This is a genomic window from Ercella succinigenes, from assembly GCF_900002895.1.
In genome coordinates this window covers 121,063-140,925 of sequence record NZ_CDHP01000018.1, presented here as the reverse complement: position 1 = coordinate 140,925, position 19,863 = coordinate 121,063, and the positions used below count along the sequence as shown (strand labels likewise).

General features: G+C 37.3%; 16 protein-coding genes and 1 pseudogene. 12 read left to right on the top strand and 5 right to left on the bottom strand.

Annotated features, from left to right (window positions below):
* The first annotated feature begins 56 nt into the window (after window positions 1–56).
* The 8 genes from AC0KSB_RS05275 (at window position 57) to AC0KSB_RS05240 (ending at window position 9,954) form a co-directional block, all read left to right on the top strand.
* Window positions 57–1,067, top strand: a complete 1,011-nt coding sequence (locus AC0KSB_RS05275) for a sugar ABC transporter substrate-binding protein (RefSeq protein WP_472307169.1) — start codon at window positions 57–59, stop codon at window positions 1,065–1,067.
* A gap of 126 nt (window positions 1,068–1,193) precedes the next feature.
* The gene (locus AC0KSB_RS05270; protein ID WP_472307168.1) at window positions 1,194–2,708 is read left to right on the top strand and encodes a sugar ABC transporter ATP-binding protein; all 1,515 of its coding nucleotides are present in this window, start codon (window positions 1,194–1,196) and stop codon (window positions 2,706–2,708) included.
* Between the two features lies 1 nt (window position 2,709).
* Window positions 2,710–3,729 carry an ABC transporter permease gene (locus AC0KSB_RS05265; RefSeq protein WP_472307167.1) on the top strand — a complete coding sequence of 340 codons (1,020 nt, stop codon included), beginning with the start codon at window positions 2,710–2,712 and terminating at the stop codon, window positions 3,727–3,729.
* 75 nt (window positions 3,730–3,804) lie between these two features.
* Window positions 3,805–4,899 carry a uroporphyrinogen decarboxylase/cobalamine-independent methonine synthase family protein gene (locus AC0KSB_RS05260; protein ID WP_472307166.1) on the top strand — a complete coding sequence of 365 codons (1,095 nt, stop codon included), beginning with the start codon at window positions 3,805–3,807 and terminating at the stop codon, window positions 4,897–4,899.
* A 115-nt stretch (window positions 4,900–5,014) separates the two neighbouring features.
* On the top strand, window positions 5,015–6,046 hold the full coding sequence (locus tag AC0KSB_RS05255) for a uroporphyrinogen decarboxylase family protein (protein WP_472307165.1): 1,032 nt from the start codon (window positions 5,015–5,017) through the stop codon (window positions 6,044–6,046).
* Window positions 6,047–6,221: 175 nt separating this feature from the next.
* A complete protein-coding gene (locus AC0KSB_RS05250; RefSeq protein WP_472307164.1) occupies window positions 6,222–6,410 on the top strand; it encodes a hypothetical protein in 189 nt (62 codons plus the stop codon).
* Window positions 6,335–6,865, top strand: a complete 531-nt coding sequence (locus tag AC0KSB_RS05245; protein WP_472307180.1) for a 50S ribosomal protein L25 — start codon at window positions 6,335–6,337, stop codon at window positions 6,863–6,865. The genes AC0KSB_RS05250 and AC0KSB_RS05245 overlap by 76 nt, the downstream gene beginning before the upstream one ends.
* A gap of 245 nt (window positions 6,866–7,110) precedes the next feature.
* Window positions 7,111–9,954 (top strand): bifunctional diguanylate cyclase/phosphodiesterase, encoded by a 2,844-nt coding sequence (locus AC0KSB_RS05240; protein ID WP_472307163.1) that lies wholly within the window; start codon window positions 7,111–7,113, stop codon window positions 9,952–9,954.
* A 149-nt stretch (window positions 9,955–10,103) separates the two neighbouring features.
* Here the strand turns inward: AC0KSB_RS05240 and AC0KSB_RS05235 are convergent, their stop codons facing one another.
* On the bottom strand, window positions 10,104–11,507 hold the full coding sequence (locus AC0KSB_RS05235) for a hypothetical protein (protein WP_472307162.1): 1,404 nt from the start codon (window positions 11,505–11,507) through the stop codon (window positions 10,104–10,106).
* A 25-nt stretch (window positions 11,508–11,532) separates the two neighbouring features.
* Between AC0KSB_RS05235 and AC0KSB_RS05230 the strand changes: the two genes are divergently transcribed.
* The gene (locus tag AC0KSB_RS05230; RefSeq protein WP_472307161.1) at window positions 11,533–11,772 is read left to right on the top strand and encodes a hypothetical protein; all 240 of its coding nucleotides are present in this window, start codon (window positions 11,533–11,535) and stop codon (window positions 11,770–11,772) included.
* 432 nt (window positions 11,773–12,204) lie between these two features.
* Here the strand turns inward: AC0KSB_RS05230 and AC0KSB_RS05225 are convergent, their stop codons facing one another.
* On the bottom strand, window positions 12,205–12,453 hold the full coding sequence (locus AC0KSB_RS05225) for a DUF3788 family protein (protein ID WP_472307160.1): 249 nt from the start codon (window positions 12,451–12,453) through the stop codon (window positions 12,205–12,207).
* Between the two features lie 20 nt (window positions 12,454–12,473).
* Complete coding sequence (gene rlmD, locus AC0KSB_RS05220; protein ID WP_472307159.1) at window positions 12,474–13,931, bottom strand: 23S rRNA (uracil(1939)-C(5))-methyltransferase RlmD; 1,458 nt, start codon at window positions 13,929–13,931, stop codon at window positions 12,474–12,476.
* 84 nt (window positions 13,932–14,015) lie between these two features.
* Here rlmD and AC0KSB_RS05215 point away from each other — a divergent pair, with 84 nt between their 5' ends.
* Window positions 14,016–14,981: a M23 family metallopeptidase gene (locus AC0KSB_RS05215; RefSeq protein WP_472307158.1), complete on the top strand. Its 966-nt coding sequence runs from the start codon at window positions 14,016–14,018 to the stop codon at window positions 14,979–14,981.
* A gap of 45 nt (window positions 14,982–15,026) precedes the next feature.
* A complete protein-coding gene (locus AC0KSB_RS05210) occupies window positions 15,027–17,366 on the top strand; it encodes a transglycosylase domain-containing protein (RefSeq protein WP_472307157.1) in 2,340 nt (779 codons plus the stop codon).
* Here the strand turns inward: AC0KSB_RS05210 and proB are convergent, their stop codons facing one another.
* A complete protein-coding gene (proB, locus tag AC0KSB_RS05205) occupies window positions 17,367–18,173 on the bottom strand; it encodes a glutamate 5-kinase (protein ID WP_472307179.1) in 807 nt (268 codons plus the stop codon).
* Between the two features lie 259 nt (window positions 18,174–18,432).
* Between proB and AC0KSB_RS05200 the strand changes: the two are divergent.
* A pseudogene (locus AC0KSB_RS05200) lies at window positions 18,433–18,531 on the top strand (helix-turn-helix domain-containing protein); the annotation flags it as partial.
* A 199-nt stretch (window positions 18,532–18,730) separates the two neighbouring features.
* On the opposite strand, the gene AC0KSB_RS05195 reads toward AC0KSB_RS05200, so the two are convergent.
* Window positions 18,731–19,777, bottom strand: coding sequence for an IS6 family transposase (locus AC0KSB_RS05195; RefSeq protein WP_472307156.1), 1,047 nt, complete (start codon window positions 19,775–19,777; stop codon window positions 18,731–18,733).
* Between the last annotated feature and the right edge of the window lie 86 nt (window positions 19,778–19,863).

The window sequence follows — 19,863 nt, the reverse complement described above, 5'->3', positions numbered from 1 at the left end:
AAGATGAACCTCATGCAGAAACACCTGCACAAATCGAAAATCTGAGGAGGTTTATCATGAAAAAAAGGATTATTGGAATTGTTCTTATGTTGTCATTGTTTGCTGGGATTTTTGTCGGTTGTACAACAGATACCCCAGGACAAACTACTACCAAAAGTGAAGAACAAACAGAATCAGAAACTATGGATTCTGAGCAACCTGCTAATGGTGAAGAAACCTATAGAATAGGTGCTACTTTACAAGATCTTGGTAATGTTTATTTCGTTGATCTAGCAAAAGGGCTTGAGGAAAGAGCCGATGAATTAGGTTGGGATTTAACCATAGCAGATGGCAAATCCGATGCTCAGGCACAAATCAATTCTATTGAAAATTTCATTGCCAATAATGTAGACGCAATAATAATTGCGCCTTACGACTCTGCGGCTTTGGTTCCATATGTAGAGAAAGCACAGGAAAACGGAATAAGGGTAATATGTGTGACACAGCCTGTAGATGGTTATGATGCATGGTTAGGACTTGAAGAGCTTGCATTTGGTATTGCAGGGGGAACAATTGCAGGAAATTGGATCAAAGATAATTTTGATGCAGATCAGGAAGTAGAAGTAGGAATCATTTCATATCCCGAGATGGAATCTATTATCGATCGTGGCGAAGGACTTAAACAAGGAATACTTGCTATTGCTCCTAATGCCCAAATTGTAAACGAACAGTCCGCAGCAACACCTGAAAGAGGCGAACAAGTAACATCTGCTATGCTTCAAGCCAATCCTAATATAAAAGTAATCGCTTGTATAAATGATTCAGGAGCACTTGGTGCTTTAAATGCAGTACAAGCCGCAGGTAAAGACAGCGATGATTTTTGTATAGTCGGATTGGACGCTACAGAAGAAGCTATTGCAAAAATAAAAGAAGGCACTATTTATAGGGGCACAGTAGATATCGCCCCAATACAAACAGGTAAGGATACTATAGATTTAGTCGGTAGAGTATTAACAGAAGGGCCGGTAGAAGGTCTTCAAAAAATAGAAATGATCCCTGTTACAGTAGAAAATATTTCTGATTACTAAAACTGTTATTTGCATTCACATTAAAAAATGAATATCCAAGGAAGCAATATTCAAATCAAATTCTAGTTAGTAAAAGGGACGTGTGTGGAACACCCATATGCGTCCCATAACAAGGAGATAAATACTGTGTCGCAGAATAGTTCAAATATTTTAGAAATAAATAATATAACCAAATTTTATCCCGGAGTTACAGCACTCAATTCTCTTAGCTTTTCTATAAAAAAGGGAGAAGTTCATGCGATTGTTGGTGAGAATGGTGCCGGGAAATCAACATTAATAAAAACTATTACCGGTTGTATTGAACCGACTAATGGCGAACTTATATTCAATGGTGAAGTTATAAAAAAATACGATCCTTTGGATTCTATTAAGCGTGGAATTGGAGCTGTCTATCAAGAATTTAATCTTGTTCCTGAACTGACAGTTTATGAGAATATATATTACGGCAGGGAAATAAAAAAAGGCTTTTTCCTAAACAAGGAAAAAATGATTGCTGATTCGGACAAAGTGCTTAATACACTTGGTGTAAGAATCGATCCAAACCAGAAAGTTAAAAACCTAACTATTGCTTATCAACAAATTGTCGAAATTGCTAAATCTGTATCAAGAGATGTAAAGATGCTAATCTTAGACGAACCATCAGCGCCGCTTACCGGCCCTGAAATTTCTTCAATGTTTTCCGTCATTAACAAACTGAAATCTAACGGTGTAACCATCATTTATATTTCTCACAGACTGGAAGAAATATTTGAAATCTCCGATAGAGTATCTGTTATGCGTGATGGTCAATATATAAAAACACTTGAAACATCAAATAGTAACAGAGAAGAACTTATTAAACTAATGGTTGGCAGAGAGCTTACAAATGACTATCCCGAACAGGCAACTAAAGCAGGAGATACCATTCTCGAAGTTGATAATATTAGCAACTCATATCTAAAAGGTGTCTCTTTCTGTTTAAAAAAGGGAGAGATTCTGGGATTAGGTGGTCTGGTTGGTGCTGGCAGAACGGAAGTTGCAAGAGCTATTTTCGGGGCAGATAAAATAGAAGAAGGTTCGATTAAACTTTTAGGTAATAAAGTAATTGTTGCATCTCCTGAAACTGCAATTAAATATGGAATTGGTTTAATTCCTGAGGATCGAAAAAGGCAAGGGGCTTTGCTCGGATTAACTATTGGTGAAAATATTGTGTTTAGCAGTCTAAGCCAAATTTCCAATTATGGTTGGATCAACAAAAAGAAAGCAAATAGTATAATTCAACAACTAATTAAAAAGCTTCATATCAAAGCACCTTCTGAAAATCAACTTGTTAAAAATTTGTCTGGAGGAAATCAACAAAAAGTTGTTTTGGCAAAATGGCTGGCAACAAATTGCAATATATTAATATTCGACGAACCAACTCGAGGCATTGATGTTGGTGCAAAACAAGAAATATACAAACTAATGAGATTATTAACAAGTCAAGGAATATCTATCATTATGATTTCTTCTGAACTGCCAGAGCTTATTGGTATGAGCGATAGAATTGTTGTTATGCATGAAGGAAGAATCACAGGCGAATTATTAAGAGAGGAAGCAACACAAGAAAAGGTTCTTGACTTAGCTTCTATGGATACACACAACATGAAAAGGAGTTGGTAGTATGATTTCAAACAAATCCGAAAAACGTGCAGGGAAAAATGAAATACTACTTAAATATGGTATTTATATAGTAATGCTATTACTGATAGTTTTATTTTCAATTCTAAATCCAAGTGCTTTTTTGTCTAAAGGTAATATTTTCAATATTTTACGACAAGTTTCAGTTGTTGGCATTTCTGCAGTAGGTATGACTTTTGTCATGCTAACAGGAGGAATTGACTTATCAGTTGGTTCTACCATTGGTTTAGTCGGAATAGTGACAGCCTTCCTAATATCCCCTGAAAAAGGATTGGGCCTTGGGATGTTTATTGGCATTCTTGGCGGTCTATTGACAGGTTTATTTGTTGGACTGATTAATGGTTTTATTATTAACAAGTTAAAATTACCACCTCTCATTGCAACATTAGGTATGCTTACATCGGTTAGAGGAGTTGCATATCTTGCCACAGGAGGAAAACCAATTTTCGGATTTCCAAAAGGCTTTGAAATCATAGGTCAGGGATATATTGGAATTTTCCCAATTCCTGTTATTATAATGACCCTTATGTTCATATTGGGATACATTGTATTGAATAAACTAACTATCGGAAGGTACATATATGGTCTAGGCGGGAACGAAGAAGCAACAAGATTATCAGGCATAAATGTGAAAAGAATCAAATATTTTGTTTTTTCTTTTAGTGGATTGTGTTCATCAATTGCTGGCATTGTTTTACTATCAAGAACTAATAGCGGAACACCCAAAGCAGGTACTAGTTATGAAATGGATATAATTACAGCTGTTGTTCTAGGTGGAGTCAGTATAAACGGTGGCGATGGAAAACTTACAGGTGTTATAGCAGGCGTTCTCATTATGGGAATATTAGCAAACGGAATGATAATAGCAGGATTGTCAGACTATGTTCAGAGAGTAATACAAGGATTAGTACTTATAGCCGCAGTAGCTTTCGATATTTATGCTAAACAAAAGAAAAACAAGGTAACAGACATAAGCTGTGCTTGCCCAACTCTAAATAATTAATAGTTGCATATTACTAGAAAAAAGAATATTTGAGTTAAGTATAAGCCCCAATCAAATAATTATAGGAGATAATATATGTATTCTATTTCATGTAAACCCGATATTGAAGAATCCTTAAATAGAGTTCACAAGTGGTTAAACGGAGAAATTGTTGACAGACCGCCTGTTAGATTCAGCAGACACAACTCTGAATTTGAAGAACAAATAAAATCGAACAAACAGTGGGCATCTTTAAAAGACAGATGGTTTGACACAGAATATCAGTTAGATAAGTTTGAAAACCTTCTTTCCCAAAGTAGATTCCATGGGGAAACATTCCCGGTTTTTTGGCCGAATTTAGGTCCTAATGTCTTTGCAGCATGTTACGGTTGCAGGCATGAATATGGTGAGGTTACTGCATGGGCAGAACCAAGCATCTTTGATGATAGTCCAGCATATGAAAAGATTAAATTAGTCGATGGATTGCCTCGGATTGATTGGGATAGCGAGTATATAAAAAAGCTTGACGAAATGACTTCAGAAGCAATTAAACGAGCTGAAAACAAATATTTAGTTGGTTATACTGATTTGCATCCAGGATTAGATTTAGTCGCAGCTTTAAGAGGAACAGAACAACTCCTTTATGATGTATATGACAACCCTGATGAAATAATTAGACTCAACAATCATTTTCACGATGATTTTATTAAAATTTTTGACAAATATGACCAAAAGCTTAAAAGCAATAATCAACTATCTGTAACCTGGTTGAATATTCCATCAAAAAAGAAACTCCATATACCAAGTTGTGATTTTGCCTCTATGATTTCCTGCGATCAGTTTAATGAGCTTGCATATGAGGGGTTAGCCAGAGAAACCGCTTACATGGATCACAATATATTTCATCTGGATGGACCCGGAGTTGCAAGACATATCGATCAAATTTTAAAATTGCCTAATCTGAATGCAATTCAGTGGGTTCAGGGAGTTGCAGAAGATGCACCAATTATGCAGTGGATTCCATTAATTAAAAAAATTCAAAAAGCAGGAAAAGGAATAATTGTTGATTTAGCAATCGAAGAATTAACCGAATTTATGAACAATGTCGATCCTCAAGGAATTTATTTATGTATCGCAACCAAAACCGAACAGGAGGAATTAGACATCATCGAAGCTCTAAAAAAATGGTAATTCTTTTGCTTTCATAAAACAAGCTGATTATGAACTAGTCTAAGGAACAAAGCTATTCGCAAACTCTTTAGACTAGTTTTACTATCCATTTAGTATAGAAACGAGGATGGCAGTAATGGATTCAAAATCAAGAAGAAGCAGAGTAATCGCAGCTTTAAACCATAGCACTAGTGATATAATTCCACATTTTTGTGAATTTACAGAACAAGCCAAGACTAATATGCTCTTTTATTTAGATGAAGATTTTGAAAATAACACATTTAACAATCATCTTTACTATAAGCAATACTGGGGTTATCCAAAAGAATTTGATAGTAGCTTACCTGGTTATTTTAAGGACGATTATGGGGTGATTTGGAACAGATCAGGAGTAGATAAAGATATTGGTGTTGTAGAAAATCCAATTATTTGCGAACCAGATATTTCTTTGTATAAGGAACCGCAATTTGATGAAAACCTTTTTCGTAAAAGTATAGAGAATGTGGTCAATATAGAAAGTGACCAATTTAAGTTTTTTGGAATTGGATTTTCTTTGTTTGAACGTGCATGGAGTTATCTTACTATGGAGGAAGCTCTGTATAATATGGCGGCAGAAGAAAAGTTTATGCATAGCCTTTTCGACCGCATTTGTGAGTATAATTTGAAACTTATAGATATTATAAATGAATACCCTCTTGATGCAGTTTATTTTGGAGATGACTGGGGACAGCAACACGGAACGTTGATGGGACCATTGAACTGGCGCAAATATATTAAGCCCAGACTTGCCATGATGTACAAGGCAGCACGTAAAAACAACAAATACATAATACAGCACTCTTGTGGTGATATATCAGAGATATTTCCTGATTTAATAGATATCGGACTTGACTGCTATCAAACATTCCAAACAGAGATATACGATATTTCTTGGTTCAAACGAGAATTTGGTAAAGATCTTTCAATATGGGGAGGAATTTCCACACAGCAGCTACTTTCAAAAAAATCACCTGAAGAAATACGTAGAGAAACCATTAGAATAATGCAAACAATGTCTAAAGACGGAGGTTATATTGCCGCTCCAACACACGCGGTATCCCACGATATTAGTTATGAAAACATAATGGCAATGCAAGATATTTTCCAAAACCAATCAAAATACTTATAATTCATCTGTTGAAATATAACTTTACCTAATTCGTAAGCATTTACTTAAAACAATTTTTATATCAGATTTATCCGACTGGTTTTGACCTTACAAACCAACAACGTTATAATGCTAGATGTGATTAACTTAATAATGTCCAAACTAAAGCATACAAATTAGAAAGGATGGTTAAGTAATGAAACATGTAACACTCCAGGCTCAAAGGCGGCCAATTGGCAGTAAGAGTTATCTGAAGCAGCTGCGGAGAGAAGGTAATGTTCCGGCAGTTCTGCATAATCAAGGCGATGAATCTATTACCTTGTTTGTATCAGCAAGAGATCTAAAAAAGCACTCCACACTCCAGCAGGCAGCAATGTTGTACTAAACCTTGAAGTAGGAAAGAAAGATCAGCATCTTGCTCGTATTGAAAACATCCAGTATGACATACTTCGCGAAAATGTTTATACACATGTCGAAATGGGAAAAATCTCTCTCGAGCAAAAAATTGAATCAAATGTTCCGATTGTCGTTACAGGTCAACATGAACGTGTTGCAGATGATGGTGTGATCTCTTTGGTACTGCATGAGATCACAATATTGAGCAAACCAGATGAAATTCCAGCTAATCTTCATGCGGATGTAAGTAAATTATCGCTAGGAGATGTTCTCTGTGTTCGTGATATAGAATTGCCGGAAGGATGTACAACTAGTTTTGACCCTGATGAAACAGTTGTCACGATCATAGCTCCAAGAAGTGCAGAACCTTTGGCTGAAGAAAGCTCTGATGAAGCACTGATTTATGATACAGCAGCTAGTAAGGAACCTGAACTTGTAGAATGATAAAGATATAAAATAGCTAAGCTACAGGCTGATAATTTTATCAAATAACAGGTTCACAAAATAACTTTCAAATTACTAAACATTAGAATACACCTTTTTTTATTTTTATTTTTAAGAAGGCGATGAAGTAAAATTAATTTTGCATCATCGCTTTTTTTTCGTTCTTTTTCCGTTCTTTTCTCTTACAGTTCTCTTCTTTTTTCATGATATAATAACCCATATGTCAAATGAGAGGCGGTGCAGGTTTGGACTGGTTCAAAAAGCGAATCGCAAGAGAAATAGCAGTTTTGATGATAGCGCTGCTTCTTACCCTGCTTTTGCTTGCCGGTTTAATTCTGGGGCAACAGGCGTCTTCTAATATAATAAATACCAGCCATCAACAGCTTATTAAAGATACCCACTTGCTTCAGACAGAACTGGACGGCTGGTTTGCTGAGTATGTTGCAATGGTTGATGCAATGTCTACCAATCAGGACTTTCTTACTGTTATATACGAAACGGATAATCGATATGCAAAAAAATCTCATCCCCTCTACGATTCAGTTGTCAGTCAGCTGCAGGCATTACAGGAACAAAGACCTCATATTGCCTTAGCTTTTTTAGGACTTGCAAATGCGGACGATCTAATAACTAATAGCGAAGATTATGTTCTTCCTGCAGATTACTATCTGCGTGGGCGGGAATGGTATCAGGAAAGTAAAAAAGCTAAGAATGCTGTTATAACTTCACCTTATATAGATATAACCACCAAAGAGATGATCGTTTCTATATCTAAGACAATTTATAAAGATAGTCAGGATATAGGCGTTGTTGCCTTAGATATTTCTATAGATAGTCTTTACCAGATAATGTCTTCTTTTAATATTGGGCAAAATGGCTATGCCGTCATCGCTGCTGATGACGGACAGGTATTATATCATCCCGATTTGCCAGTTCTGCTAGAGCCAGGACAATACCAAATCGAGGATTTCTATCCAGAAAGTTTTTATCTAAATGAATTCAATGCCAATGTGTCCACACAGGAAATGTCTGGCAATGAAGTTCGTCAGTTCCATCAGGATAATACAGTATGGTATTTTACCGAAACCGCTCTTAAACAGCTACCCATGAGATTAATTGTTTTTTTGCCGGAAGATGAAGTTTTGCAGCCTTATTATGCACTGAGATATCGTTATTATCAGCTTATGTTAAGTATAACAGCATTATCCATATTAATTGCTTTGTGGATTAGCTCTAAACTGGCAAAACCAATCACTACCATAACTAATCAAGTCATGAAATACGAATATGAAAAACAAATAATGGATTTTCCTCAATCCTATTATAACCGCAAAGATGAGCTTGGCCAGCTGGCAAAAGGTCTAAGCAATATGAGTCAGGCTATCAGCCAGTATACAGAGGAGCTTCAGGTTCAAAACGAAGAGCTTATTACTGAAACCGAATATAGGAAGGGGATTCAGGAAAAACTGGAACTAACGCTTCAACTGCTTTCCGGCACTCAGGAAGCAACATTTGTAGTTACAGAAGATGGGAAATTACTATATGGCAATGAAGCTTTTTTCAAAGCTTTGCGAAAGACTCCTGAAACAATTGAAAACACCGAGATACTTAGAACTTTTTTTGATATAGAAATTTGGAATCTTAGCAATGCAAACAGTGGCAAATATCAAACCCAAGTGACCTTGCCAGATCAGCAAGAAAAAACATCAATCTTGTTTAATCTGGGAATTGAAGCATTATTCTATGGAGATAAAATATATTATCTGGGCTACCTTGTGAATATAACTGAAGAGCAAAAACAGGCTGAAGCTATTTTCAGGCTGAAAAATATTGATAGCCTGACTAATTTATACACACAATCTTATTTAGAAAATAAGATAATCCAACAGCTCGAGAAAAATCCGTTTCGACAGCTTGCATACATGCAGATAAATATAAAAGGTTTCAGACATATTAACGAGGCCAGAGGTTATCATTATGCCAACAAGGTTTTAATTCAAATGGCTAAAATATTAACAAATCATACTACAAAAACAGATATCGCAGCCCGTATAGCAGGTGATGAATTTGCTTTTTTTATGAGTGATATAAAAAGCAAAGAAAAATTATATCGCCGTGTGAAAACTATCTGTGAAGATCTTGAACGACGTTTTAACATTAATGACGAAGAATTTGAAATCAAGGCTGCTGTCGGAGTAACACTTTACCCCAATGATGCCAAAACTTACAGTGAAATAATTTCCAGTGCCGCTTCCGCACTTAATCAAGCAAAGGAAACAGGCGCCAAACGCATTCAGTTTTTTAACGAAAAACTAAACAAGCAAACTATTCAGCGTTTTGAATTGCGTAAACAACTGACAACAGCACTAGAGAAAAGGGAATTATATCTTGAATATCAGCCACAGGTGAATATGGATTCAAAAAATTGGATAGGACTAGAAGCCCTTGTCCGATGGAACAGTGAAACAGGTATGATATCTCCAGGAGTTTTTATTCCATTGGCAGAAGAAACAGATATCATTTTGCCTATAGGTGAATGGATACTACAGCAGGCATGCAAATTAGTCAAAGATATACAGCAAAAACAGCTGGATATAACGGTTAGTGTAAACCTGTCGGTTATCCAGTTCACATATCCATACCTGATTGAAATGATCGACAAAGTAATAGAAGAGACAAATATTGACCCCAAAGGTCTGGAGCTTGAAATTACAGAAAGCCTGCTGCTTCACAACGAAAACGAAGGAATCAAACTTTTGGAGGAATTGGATAACAGAAGTATCAAGGTTGCTATTGACGATTTTGGAACAGGGTATTCCTCCTTGTCTTATCTGCAAAAATTCAAAGTCGATAAAATCAAAATAGATCGGTCTTTTGTAAAAGATATTCCTCAAAAATCAGATGGTACTATCGCTAAAATTATTGTTGAATTAGCAGAAGCGCTCCAGCTTGGCGTTGTTGCAGAAGGAATAGAAACCATAGAACAGGAAACAACATTACGTCAAAAAGGCTGTTGTGTTGCACAGGGTTTCTATTATTCAAAACCATTGCCTGAGGCATCGGTTCGAGAAACACTGAAAATAACATAATCACTAAGATGATGGTCGTTTAATTAAATTTTTGAAACTGTTTTTTCTCCAATTTTTATCGATGTGCATATTTGGGGACACCTCCAATATTGGCTACTGTTTGTGTTGATTTATTGATCATTTTTATATATTCTATGAGAAATTATTATTCATTTGCCCCCTGAGTAAAAAGCTGTGATTGTTGCAGTCCTTTCACGTATTGAATAATCGCCAATATCAAAATTAGGGAATTCATAGGCATAACTATTAGTTTCAAACAAAAATCCATCTTCATCAAATGGCGAATTCCGGTCATAAGATAAATATAAAAAAGTGCATAAATCAATTAAGTTTTGTGATTTTGATGCAAAATATCTCACGTTGTCAAAATGCCCAAAATATTGGTAAGCACTGTCACCGTTTTGAGATGCACCAAATACGTTTTGGTCAAGTGATTCAAAGAAATCTGCACGGATTTTATTATCTGCTTCTTCATCACCGGTCAGCTCATCCACAGATAACCAGTCTAAGCGCGTGGCTGTTGCCTTCATTGCATCAGCAACAGATGCATAAATAATTTTTGCTCTTTGATTTGCAATGCCAAATTCGTCATATGAAATGATTACAACAATTTTAAATGGAGATTCATGTGCATCCACAGGCATATAAAACTCACCAAAATCAGTACGTGCATACCCATAATCATAGATTACACCCGCTGGCATATCAACCATGATGACAACATAGTCGTCCGTAGTCGGATAGAAGAAATCCTTATCCCTATCATTTATCGGGAAAATATCAGGAATTGGAGGGATATTAATATCCTCAACTGAAATAGCATTTGCATAAATTTCTTCCACTACAATATTTCTATTTTGGTCTGTAATAACTATTTTTTCGCAAGCAGACAGCAGGTTTCTTATATCTTTATAAAAAATAAGCCCCGAGCACCCGTTCTTCGTCATTGTTGCATGAGGATTCTCGTCACCACGAAGATAAACATCACTACTAGACGTTACTTGCATCAAGTTTGCTTGTACATATTCTTCGCCATTCCCGTTATCTTCCCCATATGAAAATGCAATTTTATATGAGGGTTCACGTTCTGAAGTGCCTTTAAGATAAAAACCTACCCATAATGTATCATTTTCGCTATCTTTTAAATTTTTCTGAATTACTTCACCTGACAAGCGAATAAGAACCTCATCATCGCTGTAATATATAAGCTTAACATTTGATTGATGTTCTTTTGCGGTTAAAACATCAGTCAAAAGTCCATATGCAAGCATATCTCCGGCGTCAACATTTGCCCCCTTATAGGAAACAGTATAACTGTCACATGAAGCAATTTTCTCCCCGATGTCAGCTTGCACTATTTCAAAAGATACTTTATTTTCAGATATATTAAACGTGTTTGGTTGACCATTTAACATATCATCAGGCGGTTGATTGCCAGAATTATTGGTAATAGAATATGAAACCCACCCCCCATGCGTTATATCAATGATATAAATTAGGTCATTACTGCTTGAAAACACTAAAGATATTTTGCCGTCGCTATTTTCTTTCATTACTTGATTTACGCGCTCATGCTCAATGCTTACGGCTATTTTATCCTTGCCGTGGCTTGTAATTTGCAATGTCTTTGGTTCAAAACCAACTAATTCTGAATCGCTTGTAGCATTGCTTGCTGAATCGCTTGTAGATGAATCAGTCTTATGGCTGCTGCAAGCTGTAAATATAGTAAATAGTATTAAGCATGATATAAGTATAGCTATTCGTTTCATTTTTCATTATCCCTTCTTAGCAATTTGTGATTTATTAACAACTCCCTAATAAATAAACATATAATTCTGGGTACTCTTTATCACTACACAAACGTTCCATCATTACTATTGTAGCCTGCCCATCAATTTCAACAGCCTTCGCAATATACCGTTTCATGCACGTTTCTATAGCCTCAATTTACGAACCTTTTGTAAGATTCATTGCAAGAGAAAACTTTTCATATATATATCTTCATTTATTGAAACAGTAATATTTCTATCCACAGTGGCACCTCTCTAATTAATTTAATGTTTCTAGTATAATATTTATATTATTATTAGCCAATATTAATATGAATATTTGTATGTTAAGAAAAAAACATTTCTTTCAAACACCAAAGGACGGATTGCAGTTTGCCGATTGATTTAGGCTGTATCGTCAGACCGATTTGATTACTACTGAGGGATACACAAAATTCCTTACACTACCTAAATATTCACCTTAAAAAAACCGTCCCAAATTGATAACAAAAATAGTTGTTTCGTTATGACCGTCTCGAATGCCCCTCTGCTTGAAAAGGCTCTTTGCCAACCACGGCTTTCCGTCGTTGTAGTAACGCCAATCTATTTGAATATCGTAGCTTGCAATTTCGTTGATAAACTTTATATAGGTGTTGTTCGTTTCTCCAAGTGCCTTTACAATAACATCACTTGACGGTGCAATATCAGTGTTTCTGCAAAGGAATAACATCGCTGTTAATCAACTGATCCCTAAAACATCGTATTTACCTTAACCCTTGACATCAATACTACCGTCTCAACGTGATCACTATGAGGAAACATGTCTACCGGTTGAATAGTGATTATTTTATATTTTTCTGACAATATTTGCAGATCCCTTGCCAAGGTAGCCGGATTACAGGAAACATATATTAAAGATTTTATTTCAGCTTCTAGCAGGCTTGACAATAGTTTTTTATCGCATCCTTTTCGCGGAGGATCTATGACAGCCAGATCACAGAATCCTCCGGTAGAAATATATTCTGGCAGCCAGTGCTCTGCTTCAGCAGCAATAAACTCTACATTTTTCAGATCATTTTCTTTTGCATTTATTTTTGCATCTTCTATTGCCTGCTTGACAATCTCTACTCCAATTACTTTTGCAGATTTTTTTGCCAGCAGAAGCGATATGGACCCGGTGCCACAGTAGAGGTCAAGTACAGTCTGTGTTCCGTTTAATTCGGCAAGTTCAAGCACCTGTCCATAGAGTATATTGGTTTGCTGAGGATTCACCTGAAAAAAAGCCATCGGTGAAATTCTATATCTTAAACCCAAAACAATATCCTCTATATATTCTTTGCCTTTAATTAAAATGTTTACAGGGGTTAAAATCAAATTGTTTTTTTGCTTGTTAATATTCAAAAACAAACTTGTTAATTCGTATTTTGAGGAAATATCATCAGATAATTGACTATTGCTACCAGCCCTGTCAAATAAACCAACTGCAATTTCAAGCTCATCTGCTAATTTTTCTATATGTGGTATTTTGTCACCGTTTATTACAAGAACAACCATAACCTGGCCTGTGTAAAAACCGACCCTCACAACAATATGGCGAAGCAATCCACTATGTGTTTCCTCATTATATGGACTTATTTTGTATTTTTTGATAAAAGACCTCACGGTTTCTCTTATTATATCTGCAACGGGATGTTGTATTTTACAGATACTGCTATCCACTATCTGATGACTACGTTTGGCAAAAAAACCAATCTGCGGATTTTCACAAGATCCGGAAACAGGCATTTGAACCTTGCTTCGATAATAAAAAGGTTGAGCCATGCCCTTAACCGGTCTTATCTCTGGTATCAGACCGATATCAAGACCTGATTTAGTTAAGCAGTCAGATATTCTTTTCTTTTTCCACATAATCTGGCTATTATAATCCATAGACAAGACTGAACAGCCTCCGCAAAATTCAGAAACAGGACATGGAGATTGTATTCTGCTCTCTGATTCTTTTATTAATTTGCTTGTTTCTGCAATTGCATAATGTTTTTTTATAAGTTTAATAACAACCTCGACCCTATCTCCAATAATTGCATTATCTACAAACACAATCAGACTATCAATTTTGCCAACACCCTGACCATGCTGATTTAAATCAAAAATATCTATTTCATAGTGCTGTCCTATCAATATGTTTTTTTCTCCAAGCTTCTTCTCCATCCGTTGTCCTCTCTGCGAATTGATTTTTATTCTATTTTACACTATAATGCTCTATGTGTATTTTTATTTCCGAAAGGAGACGCTATGCAAAAGCGTTGGCAGACATCTGGTAATACAGTTGTCAGAACTATTGGCAAGAACAAGTTAAGATTGATTAAATATAGAAGGATAATTGTTGCAGGAATAGCAGTCGTAGCTATTGCTGCTGCTTCATTGACTGGTTATCTGGTTGCAGAAAGCAAGCAAAGCAACCCTGTTGTCGAAGTTTCTTCAGATTATATTGGGTCAGCATCTAATGACATATCAGGAATTCAGGCTTTGAATGAATCACTCACTAGAGATGAACAGTTATGTGAAACCATAGAAAAAATAAATCTGCAAAGTGAGCTCGAGGCGGAGCGTGCCAAGGCAGATGAGCTGGGAGATGCTCTTGAAAATAAAGAGAATGAAATGACTCAGCTTGAGGATACAATTCTAAATGCATTGATGGCAAATTTTAATACTCAGCTCATTTCACGTTCAAGCGGCTCAGTTTCTTCATATGTAGAGGAAGCCAAAAATCTGATTAATTTGCAAAATAAGCTTTATGCCTTTAAGCAGACTCCTGAAGCTGAAGAAATTGATCTGACTGAATATGAAAATGCTATTAGCCAGAGATTGAATTCTCTACCGACTAAGAGACCTTCCTCCGGTTCACTGAGGGGATATGGAACCAGAGTTCACCCAATATACGGTTACAGGCATTTTCACCCAGGGGTTGATATGACCGCTTCTACAGGAACACCGATTTATGCCGCCGGTGCCGGGACAGTAACTACGGCAACCTATGGTAGAAGCCAAGGCAATTATATCGTTATAAATCACGGGAATGGCTTTACAACGGTATACATGCATTGCAGCAAGTTACTTGTAAGTGCCGGTCAGTACGTAGAGAAGGGGCAACATATTGCAGCTGTAGGAAGCACAGGTGCTTCAACCGGTCCGCATCTGCACTTTGAAATAAGACTTTACGGAGAGCCGTTGAATCCAACTACAATGATAATGCAGTAAAGGGAGGGGTTGCGGCCCCTCTTTTGTGATTAGAGGAGAAAAACTGTGAATAATCAAAATAATAGATATGCTCCACCTCCCAGACGCAGGTCAAACCAGGCTGTAAAAAAAGAATTACGGAGACGCGTTAACGGCAAGCCAACCCATAGTGGTGCCATGATGAGTTTTTCCAAAGTAATTGGTCAGTCATTTGGCAAAGCTTTGTTGCTCATACTTTTGATACTTGGAGTTGCCGGTTTTTTGCTTGGCGGTTTAGGAGGAGGTATGCTTGTTGGTTATCTTATGACTGCAAGACCACTCTATGTTGATCAGATAAAAAACACCAATGAGACAACTCATATTCTTGATCAATCAGGGAATGAGGTTGCCATGCTTACCGGCAGTCAAAATATCAACAGGGAATTCGTTTCTTTCTCATCTGTAGAACATACTTATATAGACGAAGCATTTAAAGCAATTGAGGATGAGCGTTTTGAGAGCCATATTGGTATTGATGCCAAAAGAATTGGCAGTGCGATTTTTTCAGCTCTTTCAAATGGAGGTTCTGCTACACATGGCGGTTCAACCATAACACAGCAGACAGTTAAAATGATTTCTGGTGAGGATCAGATCTCTGCTCAGAGAAAAATACAGGAATGGTATAATGCAATCCAGCTTGAGCAGCAAAAGTCAAAAGATGAAATTATGGAGCTATATATCAATCTTGTGCCAATGGGCAATAGCTATGTTGGAATTCAATCAGCTTCAAAGGCTTATTTTGACAAGGAAGCAGCCGAACTCACTTTGGCAGAATGTGCTTTTTTGGCAGGTATTCCCAACCGTCCTTCAACATATAATCCTTTGACTGAAAACGGTAGAAGAAACGCTTTGCGCCGTATGAGAATAGTTCTCTCAAAAATGTATGAACTCGGAATGATCTCTGAAAATGAATATAATGAAGCACTTGATACTGAACTTGAATTCAGAAAAACGCCTCCCAAAGTTTCACCAAATCAGGTAAACTCTTATTTTGTTGACTACCTTATCCAGACAGTCATCAGCGATCTTGTTGAGAAAAGAGGCTATAGCGAGCAGATGGCTTCACTGGCAGTCTACAATCATGGTCTTACTATAGAAACTACTTTGGATCAGGACGTGCAAAATAAAATTGAAGAAGTCTTCAAGACAGAAGAACATTTTGCTAAAAACCCCGCTGCATTGAGTCATTTACCTAGTGGTGCGACAGGCTCAATTGTAATAATTGATAATCTAAACAATCCTGGTCAGGTTAAAGGTATGGTAGGTGGTTATGGCGAAAAAACAGCAAACTTCGTTTTAAATCGTGCCACTTCTGCCAGAAGACAGCCTGGTTCAAGTATAAAACCACTTAATGTTTATGGACCTGCTTTGGAAACAGGCAAGCTTACTGCTGCCACAATTCTTTCTGATCAGATAGTCTTTTATGATGACAAAAACCCAACCACGCCTTACCCCAAAAATGCTGACCGTAATTATTTGGGAAATATTACAGTTAGAAGAGCAATCGAAATGTCCAGAAATACAACATCAGCCTATGTCTGGCAGGATGTTATCGGTGGTGAAACCTCAGTCAGTTATCTGAAAATGGTGGGAATCGATAGAACTGATCCCAGTGAGGTTCTGGTAAGTATGGCAATGGGTGCTTTTACCAATGGTGTAACATCACTTGAAATGACCGGAGCATACTCTACTTTTGCCAATAACGGTCTTTATACCGAGCCATATTTATACACCAGGGTTCTTGATTTTGATGGCAATGTACTGCTGGAGAACAGGCCGGTATTTACGGAAGTATATCGACCTGAAACAGCTTTTATCATGACCGATATTTTGAAGGGAGTTCTGACAAACGGAACTGCAGCCGGAAGAGGTCTTGATAACATGCCTGCAGCCGGTAAAACAGGTACTACTGATGATAACATTGATAAATGGTTTTGTGGATATACACCATATTACTCTGCAGCTGTCTGGTATGGTTTTGACAATGACTTTGGGCGCAGAACAGAAATACTGCCTGCGGATCAAAGCAATGCCATTCTAATCTGGCAGGCAGCAATGAATGCTATTCACGAGGGACTTGAATATAGAGATTTTGAACGTCCTGAGTCAATTCAAACTGCTGAGATATGTAAAGAGACAGGAATGCTGGCAACGGAGTTCTGTCCGGATAAGCAAACAGAGTATTTTATACCGGGCGTTATTCTTAATCCTTCTGAACCTTGTACTCTACATTTGCCTGGTGAAGAAGAGGAAGAAGAAAATACAGAAGATCAAAACGGTGTTGATCAGGCCGGACAGGCTGAAGATGAACCCCCTGCTCAGACAGGCATAGTGCAAATCCAACCGGAACCGGCACCGCAAGGATAATTATTTTTCCATTGCAGCAAACATAGTCCCGTGGTTTTTGCCTTCCATAATATTGTCAATTATATGAGGTATTGATCCATTGGCGATAACCGCATCCAGACCTGCAACCGTAGCAATACGTGCAGCCAGAATTTTGCTGCGCATGCCACCGGTTCCCCGCTTACTCCCCTCTCCACCTGCAAGAGATTCAATTTCATCAGTTATTTCAGGCACATAGGACATAAAACAGGCATTTGAATTAATTCTGGGATCGCAGTCATACAGCCCGTCGGTATCGGTAAGCATTATCAATAGATCGGCCTCTACCAGAACAGCAACAATGGCAGACAAGGTATCATTATCGCCAAAAGTTCCATTGTGATATATTTCACGTGTTGAGACTGTATCATTTTCATTTACAATAGGTAGAATTTCCATATCCAGCAAAGCTTCGAAAGTGTTAACGATATTCTTCCTTGTTTCCTGATCATCAATATCATCTTTAGTTAACAAAACCTGGCCTACAGGATAACTATAATCAGTAAGAATTCTGCTGTACATATTCATAAGCTCACACTGTCCTACAGCTGCAACAGCCTGCTTTTTTCTTATGGAAGCAGGCTTTTCAGGCAATCTAAGGCGCCCCACACCTACACCGATCGCTCCTGAAGAAACAAGAACTACTTGTTTACCCATATTCATAAGGTTAGCAATAGAACGGCATAAATGATCCATATTACTTAAATTTATTCTACCGTTTTCATATGTCAAAGTTGATGTTCCAACTTTTATAACTACTCTTTTTGCCTTCTTTATTTTTTCTCTCATTGCTTCGTGAGCTGACATAGATTTAATCTCCTATCTTATTACTGACATTCACGATTAAGAATAACGTGCCTTTAACTAAAAATCAATCTTAAACCTAATTAGATTATTATAAATTATAATAACTACTTTTATGCTAGAAAACATTTGACAATGTTCACTTTAGATTTGTATAATAGCAAATGTTGTTTAGTATATGTAAACATCTTGTTTACTGTCTCTATTTCATTATAGTTTCGGTAATGAAAAGAAAGGCATGGATATGAATATCGGAGAAAAAGTAAAATTTCTACGCTTGTCCAATCAGCTTACTCAAGAGGAACTTGCTGACAGATGTGAATTGTCAAAGGGATTTATTTCTGGTTCTGTTAACTAAGAATGAGAAAAAAGAGACTTGAAATGCAAACTGGTAAAGGAAAATTAAAAAACCATCACCTGTTTGGATGAAAGTAAGGTAACACGAAGGAAAATCGAAAGCAAGTATGCTGTTGAAAGAAAAACAGACACAGCAAACAAACCGGTGAGAACCGGTAAAGTGAACCTTGAGAATTGAATATTACTTAAGCTACTAAAAACCAGCTGTCCCTACTTCGTTTTGAAGAATCAAGCCCAGCCACTTGAGCTGGGGTTAGGTTGTCCAGAGACGAATGGGGCCGCAGGAAGTTGTAAAAGTAGATAAATGTTGCTAGCAAGCGATTGGCGCTGTCAAAGGAACCAAAACCGCGTTTCTGCTTATACCAGGCTTTAAGCTGACCGTTGAACGCTTCGATGAGATTGTTGGAAATGACATCGTGGAAGTCTTGAACCTGGATATGACTGGCCTTAGAGAAGAATAGTTTAACCGGCTGCTTATAAGCAAAATACCGGTCAGAAACAATCGCTGACCTAGGCGCACCAAACTTATCTTTGCAGCTCTTAACCAGGCTAAACGCACTGTCGGAGTTGCGATAAGGTGAAAGGTTAAAGTCGAGAACAAAACGCGTTTCAGAGTCGATGGCCAGCCACAGATAGTAGTCTTTACCATTGATCTTGACATAGGTTTCATCGAAGTGCCATTCGTCAGAATCGGACAGATTGATCTTTTCCAAGAAGCTGCTTTGTAGGTGCTGGAAGACGGGTGTAAAGCGCTTGATCCATTTGGAAATGGTGACATGGGAAACATGAACCTGGTGTACGGACGAAAGCAGCTGAGAGACCTTGCGCATGGTGACATTGGCCATGAAGTAGTAATTGAGAGCCGCAATGACGATATGAAGAGGATGTCTCATCCGCTTCATGGAAAAAGAATGTGTCATCAATGCTGAAGAAGGTGGTTTGATGTTGATCAGTTTAGGGACAAAGAATGAGTGATAGCAGAATTTATCACCACAACGGTAGTTTGAGTAATACGTATAGTCGTGATGCAGAAACGAAGCTTTACCACACTTGGGACAGCTTGGATATTTTCTTTTGCCAGACCTATGTCCGGTTACGGGATTGTCTGGAGCAAACTGCCTTTTACAAACAAGGCAACGATACTTCTGGAAACCTTGCTGATCCTTGCCAAAATAGTAAAATTTTTTCGAATGGCATCGCGGACATACGACGTTTGATGGTACAATTTTCATGAGACTTGATTCCGTCCTTTCTGGGAGAAATTGGTTTTGTGACGATTCCATTGTACCAGAGGCGTTTCAAGTCTCTTTTTTAGTTT

Excerpts from the sequence above, each read along its gene's own strand:
- AC0KSB_RS05275 (WP_472307169.1), top strand. The coding sequence starts at position 57 with ATGAAAAAAAGGATTATTGGAATTGTTCTTATGTTGTCATTGTTTGCT.
- AC0KSB_RS05265 (WP_472307167.1), top strand. The coding sequence starts at position 2,710 with ATGATTTCAAACAAATCCGAAAAACGTGCAGGGAAAAATGAAATACTA.
- AC0KSB_RS05260 (WP_472307166.1), top strand. The coding sequence starts at position 3,805 with ATGTATTCTATTTCATGTAAACCCGATATTGAAGAATCCTTAAATAGA.
- AC0KSB_RS05255 (WP_472307165.1), top strand. The coding sequence starts at position 5,015 with ATGGATTCAAAATCAAGAAGAAGCAGAGTAATCGCAGCTTTAAACCAT.
- AC0KSB_RS05250 (WP_472307164.1), top strand. The coding sequence starts at position 6,222 with ATGAAACATGTAACACTCCAGGCTCAAAGGCGGCCAATTGGCAGTAAG.
- AC0KSB_RS05235 (WP_472307162.1), bottom strand. The coding sequence starts at position 11,507 with ATGAAAGAAAATAGCGACGGCAAAATATCTTTAGTGTTTTCAAGCAGT.
- AC0KSB_RS05230 (WP_472307161.1), top strand. The coding sequence starts at position 11,533 with ATGCTTACGGCTATTTTATCCTTGCCGTGGCTTGTAATTTGCAATGTC.
- AC0KSB_RS05225 (WP_472307160.1), bottom strand. The coding sequence starts at position 12,453 with ATGTTATTCCTTTGCAGAAACACTGATATTGCACCGTCAAGTGATGTT.
- rlmD (WP_472307159.1), bottom strand. The coding sequence starts at position 13,931 with ATGGAGAAGAAGCTTGGAGAAAAAAACATATTGATAGGACAGCACTAT.
- AC0KSB_RS05215 (WP_472307158.1), top strand. The coding sequence starts at position 14,016 with ATGCAAAAGCGTTGGCAGACATCTGGTAATACAGTTGTCAGAACTATT.
- proB (WP_472307179.1), bottom strand. The coding sequence starts at position 18,173 with ATGAGAGAAAAAATAAAGAAGGCAAAAAGAGTAGTTATAAAAGTTGGA.
- AC0KSB_RS05195 (WP_472307156.1), bottom strand. The coding sequence starts at position 19,777 with ATGAAAATTGTACCATCAAACGTCGTATGTCCGCGATGCCATTCGAAA.